This is a genomic window from Corynebacterium sp. c8Ua_99, assembly GCF_039907185.1.
GTDB classification, from domain to species: domain Bacteria; phylum Actinomycetota; class Actinomycetes; order Mycobacteriales; family Mycobacteriaceae; genus Corynebacterium; species Corynebacterium jeikeium_D.
On the sequence record NZ_JASBOG010000001.1, the window covers coordinates 143,091 to 166,588 of the forward strand.

At 60.7% G+C, this 23,498-nt stretch carries 25 protein-coding genes; 6 read left to right on the top strand and 19 right to left on the bottom strand.

From position 1 onward, the window contains the following. Positions 1-182: 182 nt before the first annotated feature. From QKE19_RS00620 to QKE19_RS00680, 13 genes are read right to left on the bottom strand one after another with little or no spacing between them, the layout of a single operon-like run. On the bottom strand, positions 183-464 hold the full coding sequence (locus tag QKE19_RS00620; protein WP_049171546.1) for an acylphosphatase: 282 nt from the start codon (positions 462-464) through the stop codon (positions 183-185). Next, positions 454-1,914, bottom strand: coding sequence for an alanine/glycine:cation symporter family protein (locus QKE19_RS00625; protein ID WP_347890177.1), 1,461 nt, complete (start codon positions 1,912-1,914; stop codon positions 454-456). Before QKE19_RS00625 ends, QKE19_RS00620 begins: the two co-directional genes overlap by 11 nt. An 18-nt stretch (positions 1,915-1,932) precedes the next feature. Continuing rightward, entirely contained in the window at positions 1,933-2,796 is an 864-nt protein-coding gene (mutM, locus tag QKE19_RS00630; protein WP_347890114.1) for a bifunctional DNA-formamidopyrimidine glycosylase/DNA-(apurinic or apyrimidinic site) lyase, read from the bottom strand. After that, positions 2,796-3,524, bottom strand: coding sequence for a ribonuclease III (gene rnc, locus QKE19_RS00635; RefSeq protein WP_038628630.1), 729 nt, complete (start codon positions 3,522-3,524; stop codon positions 2,796-2,798). Before rnc ends, mutM begins: the two co-directional genes overlap by 1 nt. 42 nt (positions 3,525-3,566) lie before the next feature. Beyond that, positions 3,567-4,127 (bottom strand): YceD family protein, encoded by a 561-nt coding sequence (locus QKE19_RS00640; protein ID WP_048735478.1) that lies wholly within the window; start codon positions 4,125-4,127, stop codon positions 3,567-3,569. A gap of 29 nt (positions 4,128-4,156) precedes the next feature. Continuing rightward, positions 4,157-4,918, bottom strand: coding sequence for a DivIVA domain-containing protein (locus QKE19_RS00645; protein ID WP_049171555.1), 762 nt, complete (start codon positions 4,916-4,918; stop codon positions 4,157-4,159). 10 nt (positions 4,919-4,928) lie between these two features. Further along, on the bottom strand, positions 4,929-5,402 hold the full coding sequence (coaD, locus tag QKE19_RS00650) for a pantetheine-phosphate adenylyltransferase (RefSeq protein WP_016422540.1): 474 nt from the start codon (positions 5,400-5,402) through the stop codon (positions 4,929-4,931). 45 nt (positions 5,403-5,447) lie between these two features. Further along, a complete protein-coding gene (gene rsmD / locus QKE19_RS00655; protein ID WP_048735471.1) occupies positions 5,448-6,014 on the bottom strand; it encodes a 16S rRNA (guanine(966)-N(2))-methyltransferase RsmD in 567 nt (188 codons plus the stop codon). Then, positions 6,015-6,287: an acetyl-CoA carboxylase biotin carboxyl carrier protein subunit gene (locus QKE19_RS00660; protein WP_224433157.1), complete on the bottom strand. Its 273-nt coding sequence runs from the start codon at positions 6,285-6,287 to the stop codon at positions 6,015-6,017. 24 nt (positions 6,288-6,311) lie between these two features. Further along, positions 6,312-8,462: an ATP-dependent DNA helicase RecG gene (locus QKE19_RS00665; protein ID WP_347890119.1), complete on the bottom strand. Its 2,151-nt coding sequence runs from the start codon at positions 8,460-8,462 to the stop codon at positions 6,312-6,314. A 4-nt stretch (positions 8,463-8,466) separates the two neighbouring features. Next, positions 8,467-9,993 (bottom strand): DAK2 domain-containing protein, encoded by a 1,527-nt coding sequence (locus QKE19_RS00670; RefSeq protein ID WP_048735464.1) that lies wholly within the window; start codon positions 9,991-9,993, stop codon positions 8,467-8,469. Between the two features lie 6 nt (positions 9,994-9,999). Further along, positions 10,000-10,665: a uracil-DNA glycosylase gene (locus tag QKE19_RS00675; RefSeq protein WP_048735462.1), complete on the bottom strand. Its 666-nt coding sequence runs from the start codon at positions 10,663-10,665 to the stop codon at positions 10,000-10,002. 37 nt (positions 10,666-10,702) lie between these two features. Beyond that, positions 10,703-11,659, bottom strand: coding sequence for a thiamine-phosphate kinase (locus QKE19_RS00680; protein ID WP_049189538.1), 957 nt, complete (start codon positions 11,657-11,659; stop codon positions 10,703-10,705). 111 nt (positions 11,660-11,770) lie between these two features. On the opposite strand from QKE19_RS00680, the gene QKE19_RS00685 reads away from it, so the two are divergent. After that, a complete protein-coding gene (locus tag QKE19_RS00685; protein WP_070429308.1) occupies positions 11,771-12,751 on the top strand; it encodes a DUF3515 domain-containing protein in 981 nt (326 codons plus the stop codon). 10 nt (positions 12,752-12,761) lie between these two features. Here QKE19_RS00685 and QKE19_RS00690 read toward each other — a convergent pair whose 3' ends face one another. Both QKE19_RS00690 and QKE19_RS00695 read right to left on the bottom strand, forming a co-directional pair. Next, positions 12,762-13,865 carry a D-alanine--D-alanine ligase family protein gene (locus tag QKE19_RS00690; RefSeq protein WP_049171570.1) on the bottom strand — a complete coding sequence of 368 codons (1,104 nt, stop codon included), beginning with the start codon at positions 13,863-13,865 and terminating at the stop codon, positions 12,762-12,764. 35 nt (positions 13,866-13,900) lie between these two features. After that, the gene (locus tag QKE19_RS00695; protein ID WP_049189540.1) at positions 13,901-14,899 is read right to left on the bottom strand and encodes an NAD(P)H-dependent glycerol-3-phosphate dehydrogenase; all 999 of its coding nucleotides are present in this window, start codon (positions 14,897-14,899) and stop codon (positions 13,901-13,903) included. 112 nt (positions 14,900-15,011) lie between these two features. Between QKE19_RS00695 and QKE19_RS00700 the strand changes: the two genes are divergently transcribed. Next, complete coding sequence (locus QKE19_RS00700) at positions 15,012-15,992, top strand: NUDIX hydrolase (RefSeq protein ID WP_347890178.1); 981 nt, start codon at positions 15,012-15,014, stop codon at positions 15,990-15,992. Positions 15,993-16,009: 17 nt separating this feature from the next. On the opposite strand, the gene leuD is transcribed toward QKE19_RS00700, so the two are convergent. Then, positions 16,010-16,600 (bottom strand): 3-isopropylmalate dehydratase small subunit, encoded by a 591-nt coding sequence (gene leuD, locus QKE19_RS00705; protein ID WP_049189541.1) that lies wholly within the window; start codon positions 16,598-16,600, stop codon positions 16,010-16,012. Positions 16,601-16,662: 62 nt separating this feature from the next. Then, complete coding sequence (gene leuC / locus QKE19_RS00710) at positions 16,663-18,090, bottom strand: 3-isopropylmalate dehydratase large subunit (RefSeq protein WP_049189542.1); 1,428 nt, start codon at positions 18,088-18,090, stop codon at positions 16,663-16,665. Positions 18,091-18,155: 65 nt separating this feature from the next. On the opposite strand from leuC, the gene QKE19_RS00715 reads away from it, so the two are divergent. Both QKE19_RS00715 and QKE19_RS00720 read left to right on the top strand, forming a co-directional pair. Next, complete coding sequence (locus QKE19_RS00715) at positions 18,156-18,881, top strand: IclR family transcriptional regulator (RefSeq protein ID WP_049171587.1); 726 nt, start codon at positions 18,156-18,158, stop codon at positions 18,879-18,881. Then, on the top strand, positions 18,881-20,071 hold the full coding sequence (locus tag QKE19_RS00720) for an MFS transporter (RefSeq protein ID WP_049189543.1): 1,191 nt from the start codon (positions 18,881-18,883) through the stop codon (positions 20,069-20,071). Before QKE19_RS00715 ends, QKE19_RS00720 begins: the two co-directional genes overlap by 1 nt. Here the strand turns inward: QKE19_RS00720 and QKE19_RS00725 are convergent, their stop codons facing one another. After that, positions 20,072-20,995, bottom strand: coding sequence for a TDT family transporter (locus QKE19_RS00725; RefSeq protein WP_224433164.1), 924 nt, complete (start codon positions 20,993-20,995; stop codon positions 20,072-20,074). It abuts the gene before it with no gap. 69 nt (positions 20,996-21,064) lie between these two features. Between QKE19_RS00725 and QKE19_RS00730 the strand changes: the two genes are divergently transcribed. After that, positions 21,065-21,967: a LysR family transcriptional regulator gene (locus QKE19_RS00730; RefSeq protein ID WP_070546711.1), complete on the top strand. Its 903-nt coding sequence runs from the start codon at positions 21,065-21,067 to the stop codon at positions 21,965-21,967. After that, a complete protein-coding gene (locus QKE19_RS00735) occupies positions 21,951-22,376 on the top strand; it encodes a carboxymuconolactone decarboxylase family protein (RefSeq protein WP_070546713.1) in 426 nt (141 codons plus the stop codon). The genes QKE19_RS00730 and QKE19_RS00735 overlap by 17 nt, the downstream gene beginning before the upstream one ends. On the opposite strand, the gene QKE19_RS00740 is transcribed toward QKE19_RS00735, so the two are convergent. Further along, on the bottom strand, positions 22,283-23,401 hold the full coding sequence (locus tag QKE19_RS00740) for an acyltransferase (protein ID WP_224784311.1): 1,119 nt from the start codon (positions 23,399-23,401) through the stop codon (positions 22,283-22,285). The genes QKE19_RS00735 and QKE19_RS00740 overlap by 94 nt on opposite strands. Between the last annotated feature and the right edge of the window lie 97 nt (positions 23,402-23,498).

The window sequence follows — 23,498 nt, forward strand, 5'->3', positions numbered from 1 at the left end:
CGGTTGCGTAGGTTTTTAGCGCTCTGAGACCTCTACAACGCACCAATCGACTACCTCAAGACACGAAAAATCCCCCGCCAACTGCGCAAAAACAATGACATAGAGCGAGGGATAGAACGTATTCGAATTTTTCGGATTCCTACACCGACATGGGGGGGGGGAGGAAGGCAGTTGGCACCCGCTTAACGACGGTCAAACGTGCTCAATGCACCCTTCGGTTCCTGCCATAACGGCACCACTGCCGTCACATCGCCCGGAGTATTCGGCCCCTCAAGCCAAGCGAGCAAACTCTCACAGTCTGCCCGTGGCCCTTCAGCAACAACTAACACCCGACCATCCGGGTAGTTCTGGGCGTAACCAACCAACCCCAACTCCAGAGCCGTCGCGCGGGTGTACCAGCGAAAACCAACACCTTGAACACGACCGTGTACCCACGCGGTGAGGCGGACGTCGTTAAGCAACATCGGACTCACGCACTGTCATCGGGTCGGAACCGTCCCAGCACTCAATCTTGTCGTGGCCGCGGACGTTAGGCAGATCATCGCGGTGGAATACCGGATTAAGCCCCTTGGACTTCTGCTCGGAGTAATTCTTTAGTAGGGCGACAGCTACGCCGCCCAGCGGCAGAATGGCGATGATATTGATGGTGGCCATGAGTGCGGAGAAAGTATCTGCAAGCGACCAGACGAGCGGCACGGAACCGACAGCTCCGCCAATCACGCACAGGATGACCAGGACACGCACGGTGTTCAGGACAGCCTTGCTCTTTGACAGGAACGGGATATTCGCCTCGGCGTAGTAGTAGTTACCCACCAGCGAGGAGAACGCGAGGAAGAAGATGATAACCGTGACCGCGTGGATGGCCCACGTACCCACCTGCGCCGACAGCGCAGCCTGAGTTAACGCGGTGCCCTCCGCATCGCCGCCGAAGGTCGGATCGGACAACAGGATGATAACTGCGGTGATAGTACAGACGACCCAGGTGTCGAAGTAGACGCCCATCGTCTGGATGAGGCCCTGTTTGACCGGGTGCGACACCGACGCCGTCGCCGCCGCATTTGGTGTGGAACCCATACCGGCCTCGTTGGAGAACAGACCACGGCGAATACCCTGCATCATGGCGGTACCGACAGCGGCACCAGCGATCTCACGGATACCGAAGGCGTGCTCGAAGATGAGCTTGATCATGCCCGGCACTTCAGTGATATTGAGAGCCAGCACAATCAGACCGAGGATGATGTAGGCCACGGCCATGATCGGTACGACAATTTGCGTCACCGCCGAAATGCGCTGCACACCACCGAAGATGATGACGCCGGCCAAGATTGCCAGCACAATGCCGACACCGAACTTAAAGATCGGCGTTCCCTGACCAGTCGACTCCGCCACAGCCGCCGTGATTGAGTTGGACTGCACCGCATTGAACACAAAACCGTAGGTCACCGTGATAGCGATGACGAAGAGCGACGCCATCCAGCGCCAGTTCTCTCCCAGCCCCTTGGTGATGTAGTACGCGGGCCCTCCTCGGTAAGAGTCCTTATCCCGCACCTTGTACAGCTGCGCCAGCGTCGACTCCACGAAGCTGGTAGCACCGCCAATCGCAGCGAGCAGCCACATCCAAAACACGGCACCTGGCCCACCCGTAGTGATTGCCACCGCCACACCTGCGACGTTACCGGTACCGACACGCGAGGCAGCAGAGATTGTGAAGGCCTTAAAGGCCGAGATGCCCTTGACCCCCTCGGAGATGTCAGACGGCTTTTCGGTAATTGCCTTGAACATCTCCGGGATGTACCGGAGCTGCACCACAATGGTCCGCCAGCAGAAGTACAGGCCTGCACCGCTGAGTAGCAGAATCATGAACAGCCAGTACTTGTCATTCCAGGCGTTGACCCAATCGGTCGCTTGTTCCATGAAGCTCATAAGGAAATTCTAGCGCTGACAGGTGGGACACAGATAACTCGATCTATTCCCAAATGGCAGACGGACAATTGCGCGCCCACACCTCGAGCACGGCTCCCCCGCTTGGCCATAGGCGTTCAAGCTCCGCTCGAAATAGCCACTTTCGCCGTTGACATGCACATATAACGCATCGAAGCTCGTGCCACCCGCCGCTAGCGCCCGCTGAAGTACCGATTGCCCCTCGCGCAAAAGTTTCGCTAAACGACGGACCGAAAGGTCACACGCCGGCACGCGACCATCGACCTTCGCCGCCCAAAGCATTTCGTCGGCATAGATGTTGCCGATACCCGACACAATGTTCTGGTTGAGCAATACGGCCTTGATCGGTGAACGCGACTTCATCATGCGGTGTGCAAGTGCAACCACATCGACGGTGGGCTCCAATAGATCGGGCGCGATCTTGGCTGCGGGTTCCGGAACCACGCGTCCATGGGATTCGACCATTTCACAGGCCCAGACCCAACCAAAGGTGCGCTGATCGTTGAAGTTGATTAGGTGCCGAGCGCCGTCCGGCAGGGCGATGTCGAAAGCGGCTCGGGTGTGACGGCCAGGCAGCGTATCGGGAGTGTACGGAGCTTCCACGCGCAATTGGCCGCTCATGCCCAGGTGGATGGCGATTGCGGAGTCGTCGTCAAGCGTGAGCCACATGAACTTGCCACGACGATCCGTAGCGACAACCGTCCGCCCGCGCATACGACCGATAAACTCCGCGGCGCCACCGGGTTGGCGCCGCACGGCACGAGCGTTGTAGACGAAGGAATCGTCGATGCGGCCACCGACGACGTAAGTGTCGAGACCGCGGCGTACGGACTCGACTTCAGGAAGCTCGGGCATTAGGCCAGTGCGGTATGCGCCTGATGCGCGGCGTGCATTTCAGCTTCCTTCTTCGTGGCGCCGGTACCGCTGCCCTTAACCACGCCGTCAACCAGCACGTCGACGTAGAAAGTTAGGTCATGGTCGGGGCCGGTGGTGCGCACGGTGTACTCAGCAGCCGGTAGTTGCTTGGCCGCCAGGCGTTCCTGCAGCAGCGTCTTCCAGTCACGGCCGCGGGACTCAGTCGGGGCATCGTCAATCATCTGGTTGAACAGGCGAAGCACGGTCTCGCGGGCAACCTCGAAGCCATGCTGCAGGTAAATAGCACCCAGCAGCGCCTCGGTGGTGTCAGCGAGAATCGAGTGCTTATCCGCGCCACCGGTGGCCTTCTCACCGCGGCCGAGGAGAATGTGCTCTCCCAGCCCGATACTGCGGGCCAGGTCAGCCAGCGCGTACATGTTCACGACACCTGCACGCATCTTGGAAATATCCTGCTCAGCGCGGTCCGGGAAGCGACGGTAGAGTTCTTCAGCAACGCACATGCCCAGCACGGCGTCGCCCAGGAACTCTAGCCGCTCGTTATTGGTCAGCATGCCATTTTCATTCGCGAAACTGCGGTGGGTCAAAGCGAGCTTCAGGGACTCCTCTGGTAGCTCAACACCGAGTTTTTCCAGCAGCGGGGCGTGATCGACGGCCTCGAAAGCCGCCTTTCTAGCCGCCTCACCGGTTAGCCGACGCTTGCGGCTCATCCGTTATATCTCCTTTAAAGTCTTCGTCTAAGTCGTCGTCGATTACTTCTCGTCGCCGAGCGAGCCAAACTTTTCCGCCAGGCCAGCCCAACGCGGATCAATGCGCTCCTCTTCACCCGAGATGCCGTCTGGCTCCGGCACTTCCGAATCCGATTCAGCACAGCTGGAATCGAAATCCAGACAGGTCGGATTGAAGGGCAGATTCAAGCCCGCCTCATCGATGACGGCTTGAGTGATATCCACCGTATTGTCGACGATCTGGCCAACTTCGTCCTCAAGGTCTTCTTCCTCGGCATCGTCGCCTGTGATGAAGTCCTCGTTGTTGGAAAAGACAGCCGAAATGTGGAAGCTGAGCTCCGGATTCAGCGGGGCTAGGCAGCGCACGCACTCGCCAGTGGCCTTGGCAGTCACAGTCGCGTCAACCATGACACCGCTGCCGAGGTTCGTGACAATGCCGTCAACGACAACCTCCTCGCCAGCGGCGATGCCAATCATCTCGACACCAACGCGGACAGGGCTATCGCCTACCTTGCGGAACTGCTCGGGCATGCCACCCTGCAGACATGTCGAAACGTCCAGAACAAATGGGGATGAGTCAGTCATGATAGACCTCAGTCTACCCCGAAGATGCGCTAACGCTCGTACCGGCGGCGTTCCTGCCCCTCGGAGAAGGAAGACGGCGCGCTCTGTGCCCCTGCACCACCGCCGACGGCACCGGCTCCCGAACGCAGTACAGAGCGATTGCGACCGACATTACGCAGGGTCTCTTGGAGAGTCTGTTCAAACTCGGCGAGCTTGGAATCGACGTAGCGGTCACACTCTTCACGGAGGCGAGAGGAATCCGCGTGTGCGTCGGAAAGCAGACGATTCGCCTCGTCGTTGGCTTCGCGGACGACCGTCGACTCAGCGACCAGGCGAGCCTGCTCTTCGCGGCCTTCCGCAACGGAACGCTCGTAGGATTCGTTACCAGCGTGAATCAGGCGATCGGACTCGGCAGAAGCACGATCCACAATGCTGTCGTACTCGTGCTGAGCATCCTCGCGGAGGCGACGGGCGTCGTCCTCAGCGGCCGCGACGGTGCCAGCTGCGTGGGCATTGGCATCCTCGACGGTGTGGTTAGCGCGGGCCTCGGCCTCGTCGACAATGCGATGGGCTTCTTCATCCGCAGTCGAAATGGTGTTGTTCGCCCGGGCTTCAGCATCGTTGATAATCTCATCCCGCTGGTCCAAGACGTCCTGCGCGTCATCGAGCTCAGCCGGGAAAGCATCCCTCAGCTCATCGAGCAACTCGAGAACACGCTGACGCGGAACCATACAATTGGCCGACAGTGGCACGCCGTGTGCCTCTTCTAGGATCTGGACCAGTTCATCAAGAGATTCGAAGACGCGAAACATGACTTACATGCTACTTCAGTCGGCGCTGCAGGGCGTGCAAGACAGGCTCAGGAACTAGCCCTTCCACCGAACCGCCGTAGCGAACAACTTCCTTCATCAGTGTCGACGACACATGACCGTACTTCGGATCAGCTTCCACAAAGAGAGTCTCAATGCCCGTCATGCGCCGATTCATCTGCGCCATGGGCGCCTCGTACTCGTAGTCCGCCGCCGAGCGCAGACCCTTGACCAGGCAGGTGATACCCTGCGCGGAGGTGTAGTCAACCAACAGCTTCGACCAGGAGTCCACCTGCACATTGTCCAAGTGCTGCGTGCACTGCCGAATGAGGTCCATGCGCTCTTCGACGTTGAACATGCCCTGCTTATTCGGGTTGTGGGTAACCAGCACGGTCACCTGATCGAATTGGCGCGCGGCACGCTCAATCACATCGAGGTGACCAGAGGTCATGGGATCGTAGGAACCGGGGCAGCATGCGTGAGTCATAGAGGTCAAACCACCTTTGGCCGTCGTAAAGCGTAAAGAAGAACGTTAAGCGTTGTAGATAGCGGTGTCGAAGCGCGCCAAACCGTGAATGCGACGCTTCAGCTTCTGCTGGAGCTGTTCGTAGCCCTCGGGCCACTGCGTCTCCTCGTCATCGCGGTGACGCTCCACAGTCACGACCGCGCCCGGCGCGAGGAAACTGCGCAGCGCCTCCAGCATCTCTGTAACGGCCTCCCCCGCCAGCTCATAGGGCGGATCCGCAATAACGCGGTCAAAAGGCTCGCCCGGCGCGCCCGCAAGGTACGACGACACTTTCATCGGAGACACGGCCACATCAGGATGCCCCACGGTGCGAATGTTCTTTTCAATAGCGGCAATGGCGTTCGGATCGTTTTCCACCAACACGACGGAACGCGCGCCGCGAGAAGCCGCTTCCAAACCGAGCGCGCCCGAGCCAGCAAACAGGTCGAGAACGCGAGTTCCCTCTAGCCCAAAGCGTGTGGACCAGGAAGAAAAGATGGCTTCCTTCGCGCGGTCACTAGTTGGCCGAGTGGTCTCTCCCTTAGGCGCGACTAGCCTACGACCGCGTGCCTCACCTGCAATAATGCGGGTCATCTACTTCCCTTCGTGCGATGTGTTCTCGTTGCCGTTGTGCTGTGCCGTGGCGCTGTGAGTTGCTGGCGTGATTCGTGCCAGCAGCTGACCGCCTTCGACATCCACAAATTGATCTGCCGCCGCCTCCGCGACCGTGCCCGGGCAGGGCGCTAAAACCGGCGCTTCTAGCTTGACGGCCTCCACGACCGCAATGACCTGACCGGTCGTCACCGAGTCTTTCTCGGCGACCTCCCAGCGGACTACTCCTGCAAAAGGTGCACAGACATCTACCATGCCCAACAGTCTACTTTGGTCTTACTAGGAGCGGTCCAGGTAGTTCGACTGCTCTTCATCGATATCGGATATGAGCTCCCCCACAAGCCTTTCATCACTGTCGAGGAGAGGCGTGGCATCGTGTCGGGTGCGCTCGATGATCTCGCCGTCGGTGGTGAGGTCCACCAGGCCGAGGCCTGTTGCCAGTCCCGATTGGTCATCGCCGAGCAGATCGCCGAAACTACGCGTGGCCAGGTCCAACTCCGCCAGTTGAATGCCGTCGGTGGTGGCGGCAATGCGGTCTAGCCGGGTGCGCTCTGGTGTCTGTGAATGCGTGTGTGTACACAGGAAGCACAGTCCACCACGGTCACCACGGCCGACACGACCGCGCAGCTGGTGGATCTGCGAGATGCCGTAGCTCTCGGCGCGGCGAATCATCATGATCGTGGCCTCTGGTACATCCACGCCGACTTCGATAACTGTGGTGGACACCAGCACATCCAGCTGTCCTGTGGCAAAGGCCTGCATCACGCGGTCTTTGTCCTCCGGTGCCATATTGCCGTGCAACTGACTGATACGTACACCGGGCAGTTTTTTCCTCGCTCGGTCGAACACCGCCTCCACGGACTCGTCGAGGAACTGTTCCTCATCGCGGGTAATGCGGGGACAGACAATGAAGGCGCGGTTGCCCTTGGCCACTTCTTCCCCAATGCGCTCCCAGGTTCGTGCCTCCCAGCGGGGTTTCTCCAGCGTCGGTACGACAAAGGATTGGATTTCCTGACGTCCCCGTGGCAATTCCGTCAACTGCGAAACTGCGAGGTCGCCAAAAATGGTCATCGCTACCGTGCGCGGAATCGGGGTTGCCGACATCACCAACAGATGCGGTGTCATTCCACCCCGTCCCCTGCTTCGCAGCTGATCGCGCTGGCGCACACCAAAGCGGTGCTGCTCATCGACGACCACCAGCCCGAGATCGAAGAACTCCACGCCCTCACTGAGCAGGGCATGCGTGCCGACGACAATGTCAGCCTCCCCGTTGACTGCCTCCAACAGGGTTGCCCGGCGCTCCTTCGTCGACATCGATCCCGTCAACAGTCGTACAGTCACTGCTACTCCGGCTTGCTCCAGCATCGCTGTCAGCGATCGGTAGTGCTGTTGGGCCAGGACTTCCGTCGGCGCCAGCATCGCGCACTGCCTGCTGGAATCGACTGCTTGCAGCATTCCCAGTAGGGCCACCACGGTCTTACCCGAGCCGACTTCACCTGCTAGCAGGCGGTTCATCGGGTTAGACCTCGCTATATCCTGCGCGATATCGGCTGCGACCGCGACCTGACCGTCGGTAAGCGAAAACGGCAACCCCCGGCGTAGCTCGTCGCGAAGTCCCCCGGCGACTTCCATGCAGGCCGGAGCGGTGAGACTCGCTTGAGTACGCTTGCGTGCACCAACGGCGAGCTGGAGCTCAAGCGCTTCGTCGTACTTCAGTCGGGCAAGCGCGATGTCGGGGCCCGCGATGGAGGGAAAGTGTGCGCCACGCAGTGCGGAGTCGAAATCGGTAAGTCCCTCCGGCGTGGCGGGCAATGGGTCTGGCTGCAGCGGTAACCATTCGAGGATGCGCTGCATGTACAGAGCCAGGTGAATACCCGCTACTCCTTTACGGCCACGGTAAATGGGCAGATAGGGGCGCGTGAGCAGCCGCTGCATCTCCGCAATCCCCTTGGCTGTCTTCGTCAGTGTGGCCAGCTTGCCAGTGGCTGCGCCTACCGAACCATCGGCTTTAAGCACCATGCAATCAACATTTTTCAGCTGTAGCTCATTGCGGAACTCGCTGAGCGTGCCAACAATGAGTAGACGCACACCGGGGTGCAGCATATTGCGCAGCCATTCGGCACCGAAAATCGCGGCCGGAAGAATGCGCACGCCGTCGCTGACATAGATTTTCAGTGGCTTGCGTCGGTCGGCGAAGGCGGGCGCTGGCGAAATGCTGTGCACCTCCACGACTGTGGTGATGGTGTCGCCAATGTCGGAAAATGACACATCTAAGCTCTTACCCTGCGCCACGTAGCGCTTCGGGAAATTCGTCAGCGCATCCGAGACGGTCTCCATACCAAAAGCCGTATGCAGCTTCTTTGCAGTCTTTGGCCCCACCACGATATTCAGGGGCGTGCGCGCATAATCCGAGCCGAGCCATCCGAGCATCGCGCTACTCGATTCCTACCTGCACCAGCTCATCGATGCCGGTCGCATCATAGGCTACGACCTCCACAGGCTTGTCCAGCCGCGCCCGCACTTGCGCTATGTCCACGCCCTCAGCTCCGCGCCCGAGCAGCAGAGTCACTAGTTCCCCGCCGCCAGCCAACAGGTCTGAGATGGTCTCTGTGAGCGCGTCAGTCAGGGGCTTATCGACGTCCGCAGCGACTACAGCCGTTCGCGTGCCATTGGCAGCCTCTCCCATCGCATACGCAGCAACCGCCAGCGGCAGCTCAGCCGAATGCACGGCCAAGGCAGCAAGGCCAGCCGGAATGGAGTCTGTGGACACTACCGCGAGAGTCGGATTAGCCGCAGCAGCAGCGAATTCGATATCCGCCAATTCCTGGTCGCTGACCAGCCCATTTGGCAGCAGGATAACCTCGTCCGCGCCCCTCATGGCAGTCAGTGCCTTGGTGACCACATTGTCAGCGAACTCCTGGTCGGCGATGGCTGCGCGATCTGTGGGAGTGGATGTGGGAGTCGGAGCGGGGGTCGGGCTGATAGCAATCGCCCCAGAGGAGGTGATGAGATCATTCAGCGGACCATCCGGCACTACCGCAATGAGGATGCGAGTGGAGTCAGGTGTTGTCTCCGGCTCATCGAGCACCTCGATACGGATGCGTTCCGGACGACCGAAGTCAAGTGCTGCCTCGATAACCGCGCCCGGCTCCACTGTGTGGATATGCACCATGTACTGCGCGGTCTCCGCATTACCAGCATCACCTGCGATGATGAGCGAATTGCCCAGCGGGTTCAACCGCTCTCGCAGCGCTTCCACCGCCTGGGTATCCGCCAAGGAAATCAGGTACATGACCTCCATCTCAACGGTGGCTACGTGTGGCGCGTCGACATGCAAATCGACCGGTGCGGCTGCGCGGCCGCTGACTTCGTCGGCAAGCGCGTCGAGCAGAATGACCAACCCCGCGCCGCCGGCGTCGACCACGCCCGCCTGCTGCAGTGCCGGGAGCTGGCTGGGGGTTTTCGCCAGCGCATCGCGAGCGGCATCCGCGATCGTGTCGGCGAGCTCCTCAATCGAGTCGCCCTCAAATTCCTCCGCGGCAATCGCGGCGTGCCGCAGGACTGTCAGAATCGTGCCCTCCACCGGATTGGCAATCGCTTGGGAAACATGTTGCACAGCTAGCTTTAGCGAGTGTTGTACCGACTCAACGCCAATGCCACTACCGGAGGCAGCCTCAGCCACCGCGCGAAAAACCTGCGAGAGCACAGTGCCCGAATTACCGCGGGCACCGCGCACTGCACCGGCAGCTAGGGCCGCGGTGACTGCGCGAACATCGGAAGCGTCAGCCTTTTGCGCTTCCTCATAGGCCGAACTCAACGTCGCGAGCATATTCGACCCGGTATCGGAATCCGGTACTGGGAAGACATTGAGACTGTTGATCTCATCGCGGCGGGATTGAAGCGCGTCAATCCCCCGGGCAACCCAGCCGACGATGGCGGCAGAACCAATCTGCAAAGACATGAATTCCTATTCTAGCGTCCAGTCGATAGGGGTAGCTCCCTGACGAATCAGCGACTCATTGGCCCGGCTGAACGGACGCGACCCAAAGAACCCACGGGATGCCGACAGCGGTGACGGGTGCGGCGAACAGATGCAGTCCACGCCGGGGAGCCAACGCTGCAAACTCTGCGCGTCGCGTCCCCACAGAATGGCCACGAGAGGCTGATCACGGGCGACCAATGCTTTGATGGCATGCTCCGTGATTGCCTCCCAGCCCTTACCGCGGTGCGAGGCAGCAGCACCCGGACGTACGGTCAACACACGGTTGAACAGAGCTACGCCCTGCCTACTCCACGGAGTGAGGTCACCGTTGGAGGGAGTCGGGAGCCCCAGGTCGGAGGAATACTCCTTAAAAATATTCGCCAACGACCGCGGTACCGGCTTCACATCCGGCTGGACCGAGAAGCTAAGCCCCATCGCATGCCCCGGGGTCGGGTACGGGTCCTGACCGATAATGAGCACCTTGACCTCATCGAATGGATAAGTAAAGGCGCGCAGCACATCGGTGCCCGCGGGCAGGTAACCGTAGCCGGCCGCGTTCTCCTCGCGCAGGAACTGCCCCATCCGGTGGATGTCATCGGCCACTGGCTCCAGCGCCTTCTGCCACCCTTCTTCGACCGGCAACGGATCCATGTCATGCAGCCTTTCTTCTCAAAACCTCTTCGAACTCTTAAAAGGAAACCCAACCGGCATCGCGGGCAGGAGGTTGGCCGTCGATAAGCACCGAATCGAACTTTTCCTTCGACACCGTGCCGATAGCGCGGAACCCCGTCGGAGGCTCCCCCGGCGTCGAACCGATCAGTGTGTGGTCCTCCCCGCCGGTGAGCACCCACTCCCACGGGTCGATGCCCAGGTATTCACCAGCGGCAATCTGCAACTCATCGGGCGCAATGGCACTGCTGTCAACTTCCAAAGTAACCCTGGAGGCCTGCGCAATAGCGCGGAGATCCACGACCAGTCCATCGGAATTGTCCGTCAGTGAACGCACACCTGTGGCTCGCGCCGTAGCACCCCTGCGATATTCAAATTCGGGCGTACAGTGTGCGGCCACCAGCTGCGCAAACTCGCTTGGAATTTTTGCCGGGCTTCCGCAGTGCTGCAGCAGCGCAAGGCCCGCAGCAGAGTAGCCGATGCGTCCCGACGCAATCACCGTATCCCCCGCGCGTGCTGCTGAGCGCAGCAGCGGCCGCCCAAGCCCACCGAGTTCGCCCATCGCACTGATGGAAATCACCAGAGAATCTCCGCTGACCATGTCACCACCGACGAGTTCCGCCGGACATTGCTTGCCTTCCTGCCACAATCCCTCGGCGATACCGGTGACCACACTCACCGGAGTATGCAACGGTGCTGAGATGGCGAAAAGCATGGCCGTTGGACGCGCACCCATCGATTCGATATCGGCGAAATTCTGTACTGCGGCCTTAGCTCCAACTTGCTGAGGTGTCGACCAGTCCAGGCGGAAGTGGCGCCCTTCCACCAACATGTCGGTGGAAGTGACAAAACGGGCGTTGGGGGTTGTCTGCGTCAAGACGGCGGCATCGTCGCCATTGCGTGCCGACGGGGCGATAGCCCGGATGGCCTCAATGACCCCAAACTCGCCAATATCGCCAATGGTCAATTCAGTCACAGTGTCGAGTCACATTCCTAATAGTCGATGGTTAACCGTTAATAGCGGAACCCGTCTCGGTATTGCCCCCAACCAATTGGAGTTGGTACCGGACAACGTAGAATCAGGCCCATGGTAGACGCACCCCCATCGGGAGAAACAGTTCAGTCCAAGGGTAGCCGGACACGCGCGGGCATCGCACTCGCTATCGCCATTATCGCTATCCTCGGCATTATTTTTGCCGCAAAGATTTACCAGGATAATCAGGCGACAAAGCCAGTCGCGATTTCCAATCCGGAGCTTCCCGCCAATGACTCGCCCGAGTGTGCGGAACTGCTCGACCGACTGCCAGATCGCGCCGCAGGTCTGGTTCGCGCCGACATTGCAGAGCCGGCTCCAGAAGGCGCCGCTGTGTACCGAAACTTGGAACAAGACCGCATCACGCTGCGCTGTGGCGCGAACGTACCTAGCCAGTACAACGAACTGGCTAAGACCGAAGAGGTCAAGGGCATTTCGTGGCTGCGCGTGGTCGACAGTACCGACGAGTCTTTGGCGACTTGGTTCACCGTCGGGCGCGAACCGGTTGTTGCGATTACCGCCGAAGGAAATGCAGAGGCGGAGGATGCCCTGAGTGACCTCGCCGAGGCGCTGCGCCCGGACTCCGAGTACAAGAACAAGCCGGAGCGCGGCGGCGTCCCACTGGTAGAACTGGCAGCTCCGGAAGCTGATAAGCGCTGCAGCGGCTTGGAGGCTGCCCTCCCCCGCGAGCTTGGCAACCGTCACCGTCTGAGCGCAGAGGAAATGCCGGCTGACATGCCGAAGGACATGGTCATTTGGGGCGGCACCCCAGCAGATCCGGTGGTGCTGCGCTGTGGTGTCGACGAGCCGGCTGGCTATAGCACCACCACGCAGCAGCTGACGCAGGTTGGCGACATTGTCTGGTTCAACGAACCAACGCTTTCCTCCGGTACCTCCGCCACCTGGTACGCCATGGGCCGGGAGCGCTTCGTCGCCGTTGAAATGCCGATGTCGGAGGCCAGCTCACTAATGCCGGTGCTCTCCTCGGTCATCGCGGACAACCTGGAGAACATCTCGCCGAGCGAAGAAAAGTAAGAACCAACTTCTATCGACGAGCTACCAGCGCCCGCTCAATCAGGGCGCTGAGCAGCTCCTCGTAGGCAACACCGGAAGCCGCAAACATCTGCGGGTACATCGAAATCGGGGTAAAGCCCGGCATGGTGTTGACCTCATTGATAATCGGGCCATTATCCGTGACAAAAAAGTCCACGCGAGTCAGCCCATCAGAGCCTAGTGCCCTGAACGCCCGACGAGCATCCGTGTCCAGTGCCTTCAAAACATCCTCCGGCAGCTCAGCCGGGATCTGCGCCGAGACGACATCATCCAAGTACTTGGTCTCAAAACCGTAGAAGCCCTCGTCGGAGTCCTCCGTGCCACGCAGCAGGGACGGGACAGAGACCTGAAGGCTGCCGTCAGCGCGCTGCAGCACGCCAATCTCCACCTCGGCGCCGTCTACACCGGCCTCTACAATGACCTTCCAGTCGTGCTCTCGGGCCAGCTCTACCGCCGCATCCAGATTCGCCCAATCATCCACGCGGGAAATGCCAATCGACGATCCACCACGGGCAGGTTTAACGAACACCGGCAGGCCAAGGGTCTCCTTGTCCTCGTCGGAAAGCGACTCGCCAACATGCAAAACAACCTGCTTGCCAATAGGAAGCCCCGCTGCCTGCAAGAGATTCTTCGTGCGTTCCTTATCCATTCCCGCAGCGGAAGCGAGCACGCCCGGGCCGACATAAGCAATGCCGGAAAGCTCAAAGAGCCCCTGAATCGTGCCGTCCTCGCCGTGCGGACCGTGGAGGACCGGGAAGATAACGTCGACGGTGTCGAAAACCTCGCCGGCGCGATCACCGGTGACGAAGCGGAATTCACCGCGGCGTGACGGCGAGGTGCTCAGCGCAACCTCCTCGCCCGGGATGACCTCAGGCATCGTACGCCCCTGCGTGCGCAGCGTATCCGTCTCACGCGTCCCGACGGTCCAGACACCATCCTTGGTAATACCAATGGGAACCACTCGGAAGCGGTCCTCATCCAGGTGATCCATAATTGCGCCGGCCGAGACACAGGAGACGCTGTGCTCAGGGCTTGCGCCACCGTAGATGACGGCGACGGAAATGCGATCTGCAGACGAGCTATTCGACGAAGTCATGGTGACTTAGTTTAGCCCCGACCTCGTTGAAGTGGTTACTCCGACTTGCGGCTTCGCCCCATCAGCTTGCGAATTGTCTCATCGACCTTCGCGCCTTCGTGGCAGACGGCGTAAACGGCCTCAGTAATTGGCATTTCCACGCCATTGCGACGAGCGAGGTCACGGACCGAGATTGAAGAAATCACACCCTCAGCCACCTGACCGCGCGTAGCGTGCTGCGCCTGCTCCATCGTGTCACCGCGACCGAGACGGTCACCGAAGGTGCGGTTACGCGACAGCGGCGAGGAACAAGTGGCCACCAAGTCACCGAGGCCCGCCAATCCCGCGAAAGTCTTATCTTCTGCGCCGACGGCATTACCCAGACGAGTGATTTCCGCCAAGCCACGGGTGATAATGGTTGCCAGCGTGTTCTCACCCAATCCTTGACCAGCGGCCATACCGCAGGCCAACGCAATGACGTTCTTGCAGGCACCGCCGATTTCGCAGCCGATCACATCGGTGTTGGTGTACGGGCGGAAGTAATTAGTGGCAACTGCCGCCTGAATCATCTTGGCATTGTTCTCATCAGCGCAAGCAATGACCGTTGCCGCTGGCTGCTCCATCGCAACCTCGCGGGCGAGGTTCGGGCCGGACAGCACCGCAATACGCTCTGCTGGCAGGTCTGTGACCTCCGCAATGACCTCACTCATGCGCAGATGTGTCTCGCGCTCCACACCCTTGGCCAGGCTGAGCAGAATCGTCTCCGGCCCGATGAAGTCCTTCCAGACCTTGAGGTTGTCACGCAGAGTCTGCGAGGGCACGCCCAGCACCACCACATCCGCGCCCTTCAGCGCGGCCTCTGCATCCGAGGTGGCTTCGATGTTGCGCGGCAGCCCCAGACCAGGCAGGTAGTCGTGGTTTTCGCGGCTGATCTGAATACGCTGTGCCTGCTCCGCACGTCGCGACCACAGCCGTACAGGATTGCCCGCATCAGCAAAAACCTTGGCGAGCGTCGTGCCCCACGAGCCCGCACCCATCACTGAAACTTGCACCATCGCCGCGACCTTCCTCCGTTAGCCTCTAATCTCCAACAAGTCTAGCGAGACGTTCTCACACTGCGATACTAAACTAGGTCGGCGACAAAGGATTGAAAGGGAATTCACGATGATGCACGAAGAGGACAAGGACCTCAAGGGCGATACCTCCGTGACCGGTCGCCTGCGCCAGATTCCGACGAAGCCAGGTCAGGATATCACCAAGCCGACCTTCGCGGCCGGCGCGGTTCTATGGCGCGGCGATGTCCATAACCCTGAAATCTGCGTGATTCACCGTCCTTCCTACGACGACTGGTCGCTGCCGAAAGGCAAGCTCGACGCCGGCGAGAACCTCATTGCCACCGCCGTCCGCGAAATCTGGGAAGAGACCGGCTACCGCGTCCGTCTGGGCAAGCTCGTCGGCAACGTCTCTTACCCTGTCGCCGGACGAACGAAGCTGGTCTGGTACTGGACCGCTGAGGTTCTAGACGGCGAATTCGAACAGAACTCCGAGGTCAACGAGCTTCGTTGGGTCTCCTGGGACGAAGCCGAGGAGCTGCTGTCCTACGACCTCGACCGCGACGTGCTGGTCAAGGCCCGCAAGCGCATGAACAAGGAACCGGACACCCGTCTCATTCTGGTTCGCCATGGGCGTGCGCACCGTCGCACCAACTGGAACGGCAATGATGCACTGCGGCCACTGGATAAGAAGGGACGTCGTCAAGCGGAACTGCTCGTCTCTGCCCTGGAAGGCTTCCGCCCCGAGCGGATCTACTCCGCCGAGCCCGTGCGTTGCCAGGACACCGTCGCGCCACTCGCCGCAGAGCTGGGAATGCAGGTCACAGTCGACGAACGGCTTGGCGACGAGCACTGGATTGCCAACCAGGTTGAGTCCAAGAAGGCATTCGAAGACATTGTCGCGCTAGGCGGAGTCAGCGTCATCTGCTCTCAGGGCATCACCATCCCAGACCTGCTTGCCGCCTGGTCCGCTGAGGGCACCCTGCCCTTCGACGAGGAAATCCTGTGCAAGAAGGGCTCTGCCTGGGTGCTGGGCTTCAACGACGGTGTGATGACCACGGCTGATTACTACGCCTCGGCGCTGCCGGTGAAGTAGTTTGTGAGGATTTTGACCTACAGCGTCTTAGGCTTGTGGGCCGGACGACTCTCCTCGTAGGCCACAATGTCCGCTTCGTTGCGCAGGGTCAGGGAGACGTCGTCAAGCCCTTCCATCAGACGCCAGCGGGTGTAGTCGTCGACCTCGAACGGGAAGACCTGCTCACCGGCCTCGACGGTGCGGGTCTCCAGGTTGACGGTGAGCTCCATGCCAGGGTTAGCCTCCAGCAGCTTCCACAGCAGCTCGACATCGGACTGCTGCATCTGTGCGGCGAGCAGCCCCGCCTTGCCGGCATTGCCACGGAAGATATCGGCGAAGCGGGAGGAGATGACGACGCGGAAACCGTAGTCCATCAGGGCCCACACGGCGTGCTCGCGGGAAGAACCGGTACCGAAGTCCGGCCCTGCTACGAGGACGGAGCCCTTTGCGTATTCCGGACGGTTGAGCACGAAGTCGGACTCGTTGTTGCGCCAGTTGCTGAACAGGCCATCCTCGAATCCGGTGCGGGTGACGCGCTTTAGGTAGACAGCCGGGATGATCTGGTCAGTGTCGACGTTGGATCGCTGCAGGGGAACGCCGACGCCGGTGTGAGTATCAAACTTTTCCATAGTGAAAGGTCCTTAGAAGTTCTGCTTGGGTCTGTTGTACAAAGATCGGCAGTGAGAGTCAGTTAGAGATCAGCCGGTGCTGCGAAGTGACCGGCGACGGCAGTGGCTGCGGCGACAGCCGGGCTGACCAGGTGGGTACGACCACCCTTGCCCTGACGGCCCTCGAAGTTGCGGTTGGAGGTCGAAGCGCAACGCTGGCCCGGGGTCAGCTGATCCGGGTTCATGCCCAGGCACATGGAGCAGCCCGGCATACGCCATTCGGCGCCTGCCTCTTCGAAGATCTTGCCCAGTCCCTCTTCCTCAGCCTGCGCACGGACCTTTGCGGAGCCCGGCACGATGAGCATCTGGACGCCGTCGGCAACCTTGCGGTCCTTCAGCACGTCGGCGACGGCGCGCATGTCCTCGATGCGGCCGTTGGTGCAGGAACCTACGAAGACCACGTCGACCTTGACGTCGCGCATCGGGGTGCCCGGCTTCAGATCCATGTACTCCAGTGCGCGTTCGGCCGCGATGCGGTCGGAGTCCTCAGCGATGAACTCCGGATCTGGCACGGTCTCCCCCAGCGGCACGCCCTGGCCAGGGTTAGTACCCCAGGTAACGAATGGAGTCAGCGCGGAACCGTCGATTTCAACGACCTTGTCGAACTTCGCGTCCTCGTCAGTAACCAGGGACTTCCAGTATTCGACTGCCTCGTCCCACTGCTCGCCCTGCGGCGCGTGCGGGCGGTCCTTCAGGTATTCGAAGGTGGTCTCGTCCGGAGCAATCATGCCGGCACGGGCACCGGCTTCGATGGACATGTTGCAAATGGTCATGCGGGCTTCCATCGACAGCTTCTCGATGGCCTCGCCGCGGTACTCAATAACGTGGCCCTGACCACCGCCGGTGCCAATCTTGGCGATAATCGCCAGAATCAAATCCTTGGCGGTAACACCATCCTGCAGTTCGCCGGTGACGTTGACCGCCATGGTCTTGAAAGGCTTCAGCGGCAGGGTCTGGGTAGCCAGAACGTGCTCAACCTCCGAGGTACCGATACCGAAGGCCATAGCACCGAAAGCACCGTGGGTTGCGGTATGCGAGTCACCACAGACGACGGTGGTGCCCGGCTGAGTCAGGCCCAGCTGTGGGCCGACGACGTGCACGATACCCTGTTCGCGGTCGCCCATCGGATGCAGGCGGATACCGAACTCCTCGGCGTTCTTGCGCAGTGTGGCAATCTGGGTACGAGAGGTCGGCTCCTCAATCAGATTGATTTTGCCGCCGGCGACAGTGGTCGGAACGTTGTGGTCCTCGGTTGCGATGGTCAAATCCGGGCGGCGTACCTTGCGCCCTGCCAGACGGAGGCCATCAAAAGCCTGCGGCGAGGTAACCTCGTGGACGAGGTGCAGATCGATATAAATCAGATCTGGTTCGCCGTTGTCGCCTTGCTTGACTACGTGGTCATGCCAGACTTTCTCGGCCAGAGTCTTCGGGCTGGTGTCCGTGGTGCGCATAGTGGGTGAGCCGCCTTCCGGATATATCTCTTTTATCTCAAGGAATGAGATGTTAATATCATGGCATGGGACAGATTAGCACATCCGAGACGCCAGCTCTAAGTGGCATTAAGGTTCTCGACCGTTCGGTACTCATTCTCAAGTCTGTTGCAGAAACTCCACGCACCCTCGCCGAGCTCTGTGACGACACCGGCCTGCCCCGCGCCACCGCCCATCGGCTGGCCACGGCGTTGGAAGTACACCGCCTTGTCACCCGCACTCCGGACGGCCGCTGGACGACGGGCCCCGGCCTCACCGAGATCACGCCTGTCACCACCGACCTGCTTGCCGACGCCGCAGCGCACATCCTGCCGAAGCTAGTAGAGGTAACCGGAGAGTCCGTGCAGCTCTACCGTCTCACCGGCGATACCCGCACCTGTATTGCCTCCATGGAGCCCGCCACCGGACTGCGCAACACCGTGCCAGTTGGCTCTCGCATGCCGCTAACCGCCGGCTCCGCCGCACGTGTTCTCCTGGCCTTTGGCCCGGCCAACCTCGCTGAGCGAATGCTTCCCGACGCCGACTTCAACCAACAGGACCTCGACGACTGCCGACGTCTCGGCTGGTCCGAGTCCATGGGTGAGCGCGACCCCGCACTTGCCTCCGTCTCCGCCCCGGTTTTCGACAGCAACCAGCGCATGATTGCAGTCCTATCCGTCTCCGGCCCCGTGGAGCGCATGACTCCGTCGCCCTACGAATGCTGGGGCGCAAAGGTTCTCGGCGCCGCTGAAGAGATGAGCTCCCGACTGTAATGCCCGCTTACCGTCACCTTGTCCTTCTTCTGTCCATGTTCGCGGCGGTCGGTTCGTCCGTCGTTCACATGGGTGTGCCTTTTCTCATCCCATCCCTACAGGAAAACGGCTTAAGCCTCTCCGCCGCCGGCCTCGTCGCAGCAATGCCGGCGGCCGGTATTGTCTTCACGCTCATCGCCTGGGGCTGGTTTGTCGACCGCTATGGCGAACGCGCAGCTCTGTTCGCCGGCCTGACCTCTACTGCCTTAACGACGGGGCTTGCGGCGCTAGCTTCGTCGTCAAGCCCGGCTCTGCTCGGGGCCACGCTCTTTCTCGCCGGGTGTGCGGCGGCGAGCGTGAATTCGGCATCCGGCCGCGTGGTGTCGGGCTGGTACCCACCGCATCAGCGCGGCACTGCGATGGGCATTCGCCAAATGGCTCAGCCCCTCGGCGCTGCACTATCAGCGGTAACCCTGCACCCTCTCGCGCAGAATTACAGCATCGGAGTCGCACTCGCGATGCCCGCAATCCTGTGCGCCGTGCTGGCGTTGCTTGTACTGATAGGCGTGAAGAATCCCCCTCGCCCTGATGCCTCGAACCCCACCGTCACGGCCAGCCCCTACCGGGACGGCAAGTACCTCGTGCGCATCCACATCGCCTCGGCGCTGCTGTCCTGGCCGCAGTCGATGATGGGTGCCTACATTCTGGTGTGGTTGCTGTCTGTGGGGTACTCCGATGGCACGGCGGGCACAATTGTGATGGTCTCGCAGCTGCTCGGTGCCGGATCGCGAGCACTGATGGGTGTGGTCTCTGACCGAGTGCGATCTCGCATCCGCCCCTACCGCTGGGTCTCGGGTGCGACCTTTGTTTTGGCTGTCGCAATGATGATTGCCAGCTGGGCTGATTGGCGCACGCTTGGAACTTTGCTGGTCTGCGCACTGGCCGTTGCTGTGGTCAGCCCGAATGGACTCGCCTTCACCGCAGTTGCTGAATACGCAGGCCCCTTCTGGTCCGGACGCGCTATGGGTACGCAGAACACGTTCCAGAACATTATCTACGCTGCAACGCCTCCGGTTTCGGGTGCGATTGTGGCCGCTGCGGGCTTCCCCGCGCTGTTTGCCGTCACGGCTCTGTTCCCCGCCGCCGCGCTGGGTATTGCGCCACGAGAAGACCAGAACCGCAACGGGCGGGTGCGGGTCGAGCTTGACTAGCTAGCTCCGCGCCCACCAAACAAATCGAGCCACGCACGCGCACCAGTGCACAGCCAGCAAACACAGCAGCCCAGCGCTGGCCACGTATAGCCACTGCACGCCGGTAATGTCACCCAGGCTGTGCGTACCAAGACTCAGAGTGCCCACGGGGAAGGTTGCACCCCACCAACCAGGGCTGTATCCGGCCCAACTGATTACGGCGCGGGTGAATCGTCGTAAAGCGATGGCGGCGAGGAAGACACCGACAATGAGCACAGCGGTGCCGTAAGCGACAGCGGAGGTTCGGTTGAAAAGCAGCTGCGCAGCGGCCGTGGACTGACCGACCAGCCCGAGCGGAATCCAGGCAGTACCGGCGATGGAATCGGGGATGCGCATGGCGCCAGAGAACAGCGCGACGTAGCAGCGTACGAAAACCGGCAGAACCGTAATCAGCGCCATCCAAAAGAGTATTTGTGCGCAGACGTGATAGAACGTGCCGTAGTCAACGCTCAGCTGTGCGCCACTTGTCGCCGCCACCATCGGGGCGACTAGCGCGAGGCCCCACTGAAAAGTTGGTTCGCCTTCGAATCCTCGCAGTTGGCGAAGGCTGACGTAGATTGCCAGCGGCGCACCGATCCACCAGGACATCAGCTGCCACGATGAGTTACTAGCTAGCGCAGTCGCAGCACTACCGAGAGCCATGATGCCCATCGAGAGCATGCCCCACGGCGCCATCAGCTTCGAGTGGAAAGGCGGGTTTCGAAGGCGCAGCCAGCCGACCACCATAAAGCCGAGAATGCCCACCGCCATGACTAGAAGAAGCTCCGGAATCACCGGCACCTCATGGATGTGCGCAAGTGTGGCGAAGATGGACGTACCCATCAGAGATCCTGCCCACGCGGGCCCGGCGGGTGCCAGCACATCACGGCGAGAAGAGTTGGTCATGCTCATACCGTATTTGTTCTTGCCACAGCTACAGCTATCACCAAACTCTGTGAGGGGTACCATAAATGCATGTACCCCTCCGCTGTGGCCGAACTCGAAGCACTTCTCACCGCCGCCCGTGCAGGCTCGATCTCCAAGGCCGCGCGTGAGCTAGGCATCAATCAGCAGACCATGTCCGCACGCATCGCGCGGGCGGAAAAAGCGCTGGGAATCACCGTCTTCGAACGCTCCCCCTACGGCGTATCTCCCACGGAAAACGGGCAAGTGCTTATCGACGCACTCCCAGACCTCCTCGCCGCCTGCCACAGGTTTTCGGGCATTGCCGCCAGCTTGCGTTCCGACGATGTTCCCCGCCACCTCACCCTTGCGGTGTCCAATACTGTCGCTGAGCTCTACTACCCCGGCTGGGCCGCCGAGTTCCACCGGCAACATCCCGCAGTCAAACTGTCAATGGTGCAGGCAAACTCCCGTGAGGTGCGGCAACTAGTGGCCAACAGTGCGGTGGACTTCGGCCTGGTAGAGGGCGAGGCTGGTCGACACGACCTCGAAGAGCGGATCATCGGCACCGATGAGCTGGTCCTCGCTGTGCCGACGGGGCATCCGTGGACTGAGCGGGCCGAGATATTCATCGAGGAACTGCGCACTACCCCGCTGGTTATTCGCGAACCCGGTTCCGGCAGTAGAAAGGTCGTGGAAGATACACTGGGGAATCTCGCCGAACCCGCGGGAGAATTTGGTTCCCTTTCGGCACAGCGTGCTGGCATGATTGCGCTGGCAGCGCCAACAATCATCGCCCGCGGCGCAATTCGCGATCAGGTAACGCTCGGGCGCATCGTCATCGTCCCCACCCGCACCCGTTTTACTCGCAATCTCAGCGTAGTTATGCGTCGCGGCAGTGAAGCTAGTGGGGACATTTCGGAATTTATCCGCATTGCAAGTCCTATACTTAGCAAGCATGAGCAATCCCAATGATGAACTCTTTTCCTCTGACCGCTATGATGCCGGCATCCAAATTCGCCGCGAGGTGATGGGCGACGAATTCGTCGATGCCGCCCTCTCTCGCAACGCCGGCTCCGACGGAGAGACCCTGCAGAAGCACATCACCGCCACCGTCTGGGGCTCCGTCTGGAGCCGTGAAGGACTGGCCAAGCGTGATCGCTCCCTGCTCAACATTGGAATGCTCGTCGCTCTGCGCGCCACCGAAGAATTGCGCGGCCACATCAAGGGTGCCCTCGCCAACGGCCTGACCCGCACCGAGATCACCGAAGCCATCGTCCACGCTTCCGGCTACTGCGGCGCACCGGCCGCACTGTCCGCGATGAAGGTCGCGCAGGAAGTGCTCGTTGCTGAGCTCGGACCGCTTGACGACGACGATCGGTAGGTAGCCCACGGGCTCGCAGGCCCCGGTCGCCGCGTAAGCACATCAGTGATGCGGCGCAGCAGCCACGACAGCGGCAGGGCAAAGGCAGCGGTGACGATTGCCACTGCCAACATCGAGCCTTGGAAGGTCTGATAGCCCATCAACGTCATCACCCAGTCCATGACCAGCACGTGGACGAGGAAGAACTCGTATGAGACCTCTCCCAACCAAATCATGGCTGGATGACGAAGCCACCTGACCTCCGTACCCAGCGCAATCGGGGCCACGAATGCACCAGCGGACAGGCCATACAGCGTGGTCTTCCACAACGCCTGGTCGACATCATCCGGCACCAAGGTTGCTGGCCCCACGTGGGTGGTTGTGGATAGGAAAAACAGGACTAGCGCTATCAGCCAGCTGGCCGCCAAATTGACGCGCCAGCCAACTTTTCGCCCGTAGGCCAGCAGCATACCGATGGCGAACCAGTCGAAATACGCCATCGGCCACAGCCGTGCCACTACCGGCAGCAGCTCTTCTTGATGCGACAGCACAGTCCAGACCGGGCCAATGAGACCAAAACCAATAATGATGGCCAACGTTGGGCCAGGTCGCAGGCGCCCCTTAGTAATCGTCCAGATGCCAAGTCCCACCAGTGGCAACACCAGGTAGAAGCCGACTTCCACCACCATCGACCACATCTGCGGCAAGCCCGGGTGGATCCAGCCGAATTGGAGCGTCTGAGTAAAAGACATCGACCGCAGCCAGCCCTGCAAACCCCCACCCGATGGTGGCGGGTCATCTGCGGCATGAATGAGGAATGCCGCAGTAACCACAATCCAGTAGGCCGGCAGAACTCTCTTCGCGCGACTGGTGAAGTACTTCCGCAAGTCCGGTCGATTCGCAGGGACGTCGTCAGGCGAACCGAGCCAACGCCCTGTGAGCAGAAACGCACTGAGCACGAAGAAGATGGTGACGCCAATTTCGAATCGACCGTTGAGACGCCCCCCACCAATCGTCCGTGTAATGTCCAGTCCAGAACGCGGCATGCGTAAGCAGGACACCGAACGCACCGATGGCTCGAATGCTGGTCAGCTCCGGAACGTAGGAGGACTTGGCCGAATTCATGCCAATATTTTATGACTG

Bases quoted from the DNA above. Each gene is read 5' to 3' on its own strand.
- mutM (WP_347890114.1), bottom strand. From the start codon at position 2,796: ATGCCCGAGCTTCCTGAAGTCGAGTCCGTACGCCGCGGTCTCGACACT.
- leuD (WP_049189541.1), bottom strand. From the start codon at position 16,600: ATGGAAAAGTTTGATACTCACACCGGCGTCGGCGTTCCCCTGCAGCGA.
- QKE19_RS00660 (WP_224433157.1), bottom strand. From the start codon at position 6,287: ATGGTAGATGTCTGTGCACCTTTTGCAGGAGTAGTCCGCTGGGAGGTC.
- QKE19_RS00720 (WP_049189543.1), top strand. From the start codon at position 18,881: ATGCCCGCTTACCGTCACCTTGTCCTTCTTCTGTCCATGTTCGCGGCG.
- QKE19_RS00620 (WP_049171546.1), bottom strand. From the start codon at position 464: ATGTTGCTTAACGACGTCCGCCTCACCGCGTGGGTACACGGTCGTGTT.
- QKE19_RS00670 (WP_048735464.1), bottom strand. From the start codon at position 9,993: ATGTCTTTGCAGATTGGTTCTGCCGCCATCGTCGGCTGGGTTGCCCGG.
- QKE19_RS00735 (WP_070546713.1), top strand. From the start codon at position 21,951: ATGAGCAATCCCAATGATGAACTCTTTTCCTCTGACCGCTATGATGCC.
- leuC (WP_049189542.1), bottom strand. From the start codon at position 18,090: ATGCGCACCACGGACACCAGCCCGAAGACTCTGGCCGAGAAAGTCTGG.
- QKE19_RS00640 (WP_048735478.1), bottom strand. From the start codon at position 4,127: ATGACTGACTCATCCCCATTTGTTCTGGACGTTTCGACATGTCTGCAG.
- QKE19_RS00675 (WP_048735462.1), bottom strand. From the start codon at position 10,665: ATGGATCCGTTGCCGGTCGAAGAAGGGTGGCAGAAGGCGCTGGAGCCA.
- QKE19_RS00715 (WP_049171587.1), top strand. From the start codon at position 18,156: ATGGGACAGATTAGCACATCCGAGACGCCAGCTCTAAGTGGCATTAAG.
- QKE19_RS00740 (WP_224784311.1), bottom strand. From the start codon at position 23,401: ATGCCGCGTTCTGGACTGGACATTACACGGACGATTGGTGGGGGGCGT.
- QKE19_RS00725 (WP_224433164.1), bottom strand. From the start codon at position 20,995: ATGACCAACTCTTCTCGCCGTGATGTGCTGGCACCCGCCGGGCCCGCG.
- QKE19_RS00690 (WP_049171570.1), bottom strand. From the start codon at position 13,865: ATGACTTCGTCGAATAGCTCGTCTGCAGATCGCATTTCCGTCGCCGTC.
- QKE19_RS00625 (WP_347890177.1), bottom strand. From the start codon at position 1,914: ATGGAACAAGCGACCGATTGGGTCAACGCCTGGAATGACAAGTACTGG.
- QKE19_RS00730 (WP_070546711.1), top strand. From the start codon at position 21,065: ATGTACCCCTCCGCTGTGGCCGAACTCGAAGCACTTCTCACCGCCGCC.
- QKE19_RS00645 (WP_049171555.1), bottom strand. From the start codon at position 4,918: ATGTTTCGCGTCTTCGAATCTCTTGATGAACTGGTCCAGATCCTAGAA.
- coaD (WP_016422540.1), bottom strand. From the start codon at position 5,402: ATGACTCACGCATGCTGCCCCGGTTCCTACGATCCCATGACCTCTGGT.
- rsmD (WP_048735471.1), bottom strand. From the start codon at position 6,014: ATGACCCGCATTATTGCAGGTGAGGCACGCGGTCGTAGGCTAGTCGCG.
- QKE19_RS00695 (WP_049189540.1), bottom strand. From the start codon at position 14,899: ATGGTGCAAGTTTCAGTGATGGGTGCGGGCTCGTGGGGCACGACGCTC.
- rnc (WP_038628630.1), bottom strand. From the start codon at position 3,524: ATGAGCCGCAAGCGTCGGCTAACCGGTGAGGCGGCTAGAAAGGCGGCT.
- QKE19_RS00665 (WP_347890119.1), bottom strand. From the start codon at position 8,462: ATGCTCGGATGGCTCGGCTCGGATTATGCGCGCACGCCCCTGAATATC.
- QKE19_RS00685 (WP_070429308.1), top strand. From the start codon at position 11,771: ATGGTAGACGCACCCCCATCGGGAGAAACAGTTCAGTCCAAGGGTAGC.
- QKE19_RS00700 (WP_347890178.1), top strand. From the start codon at position 15,012: ATGCACGAAGAGGACAAGGACCTCAAGGGCGATACCTCCGTGACCGGT.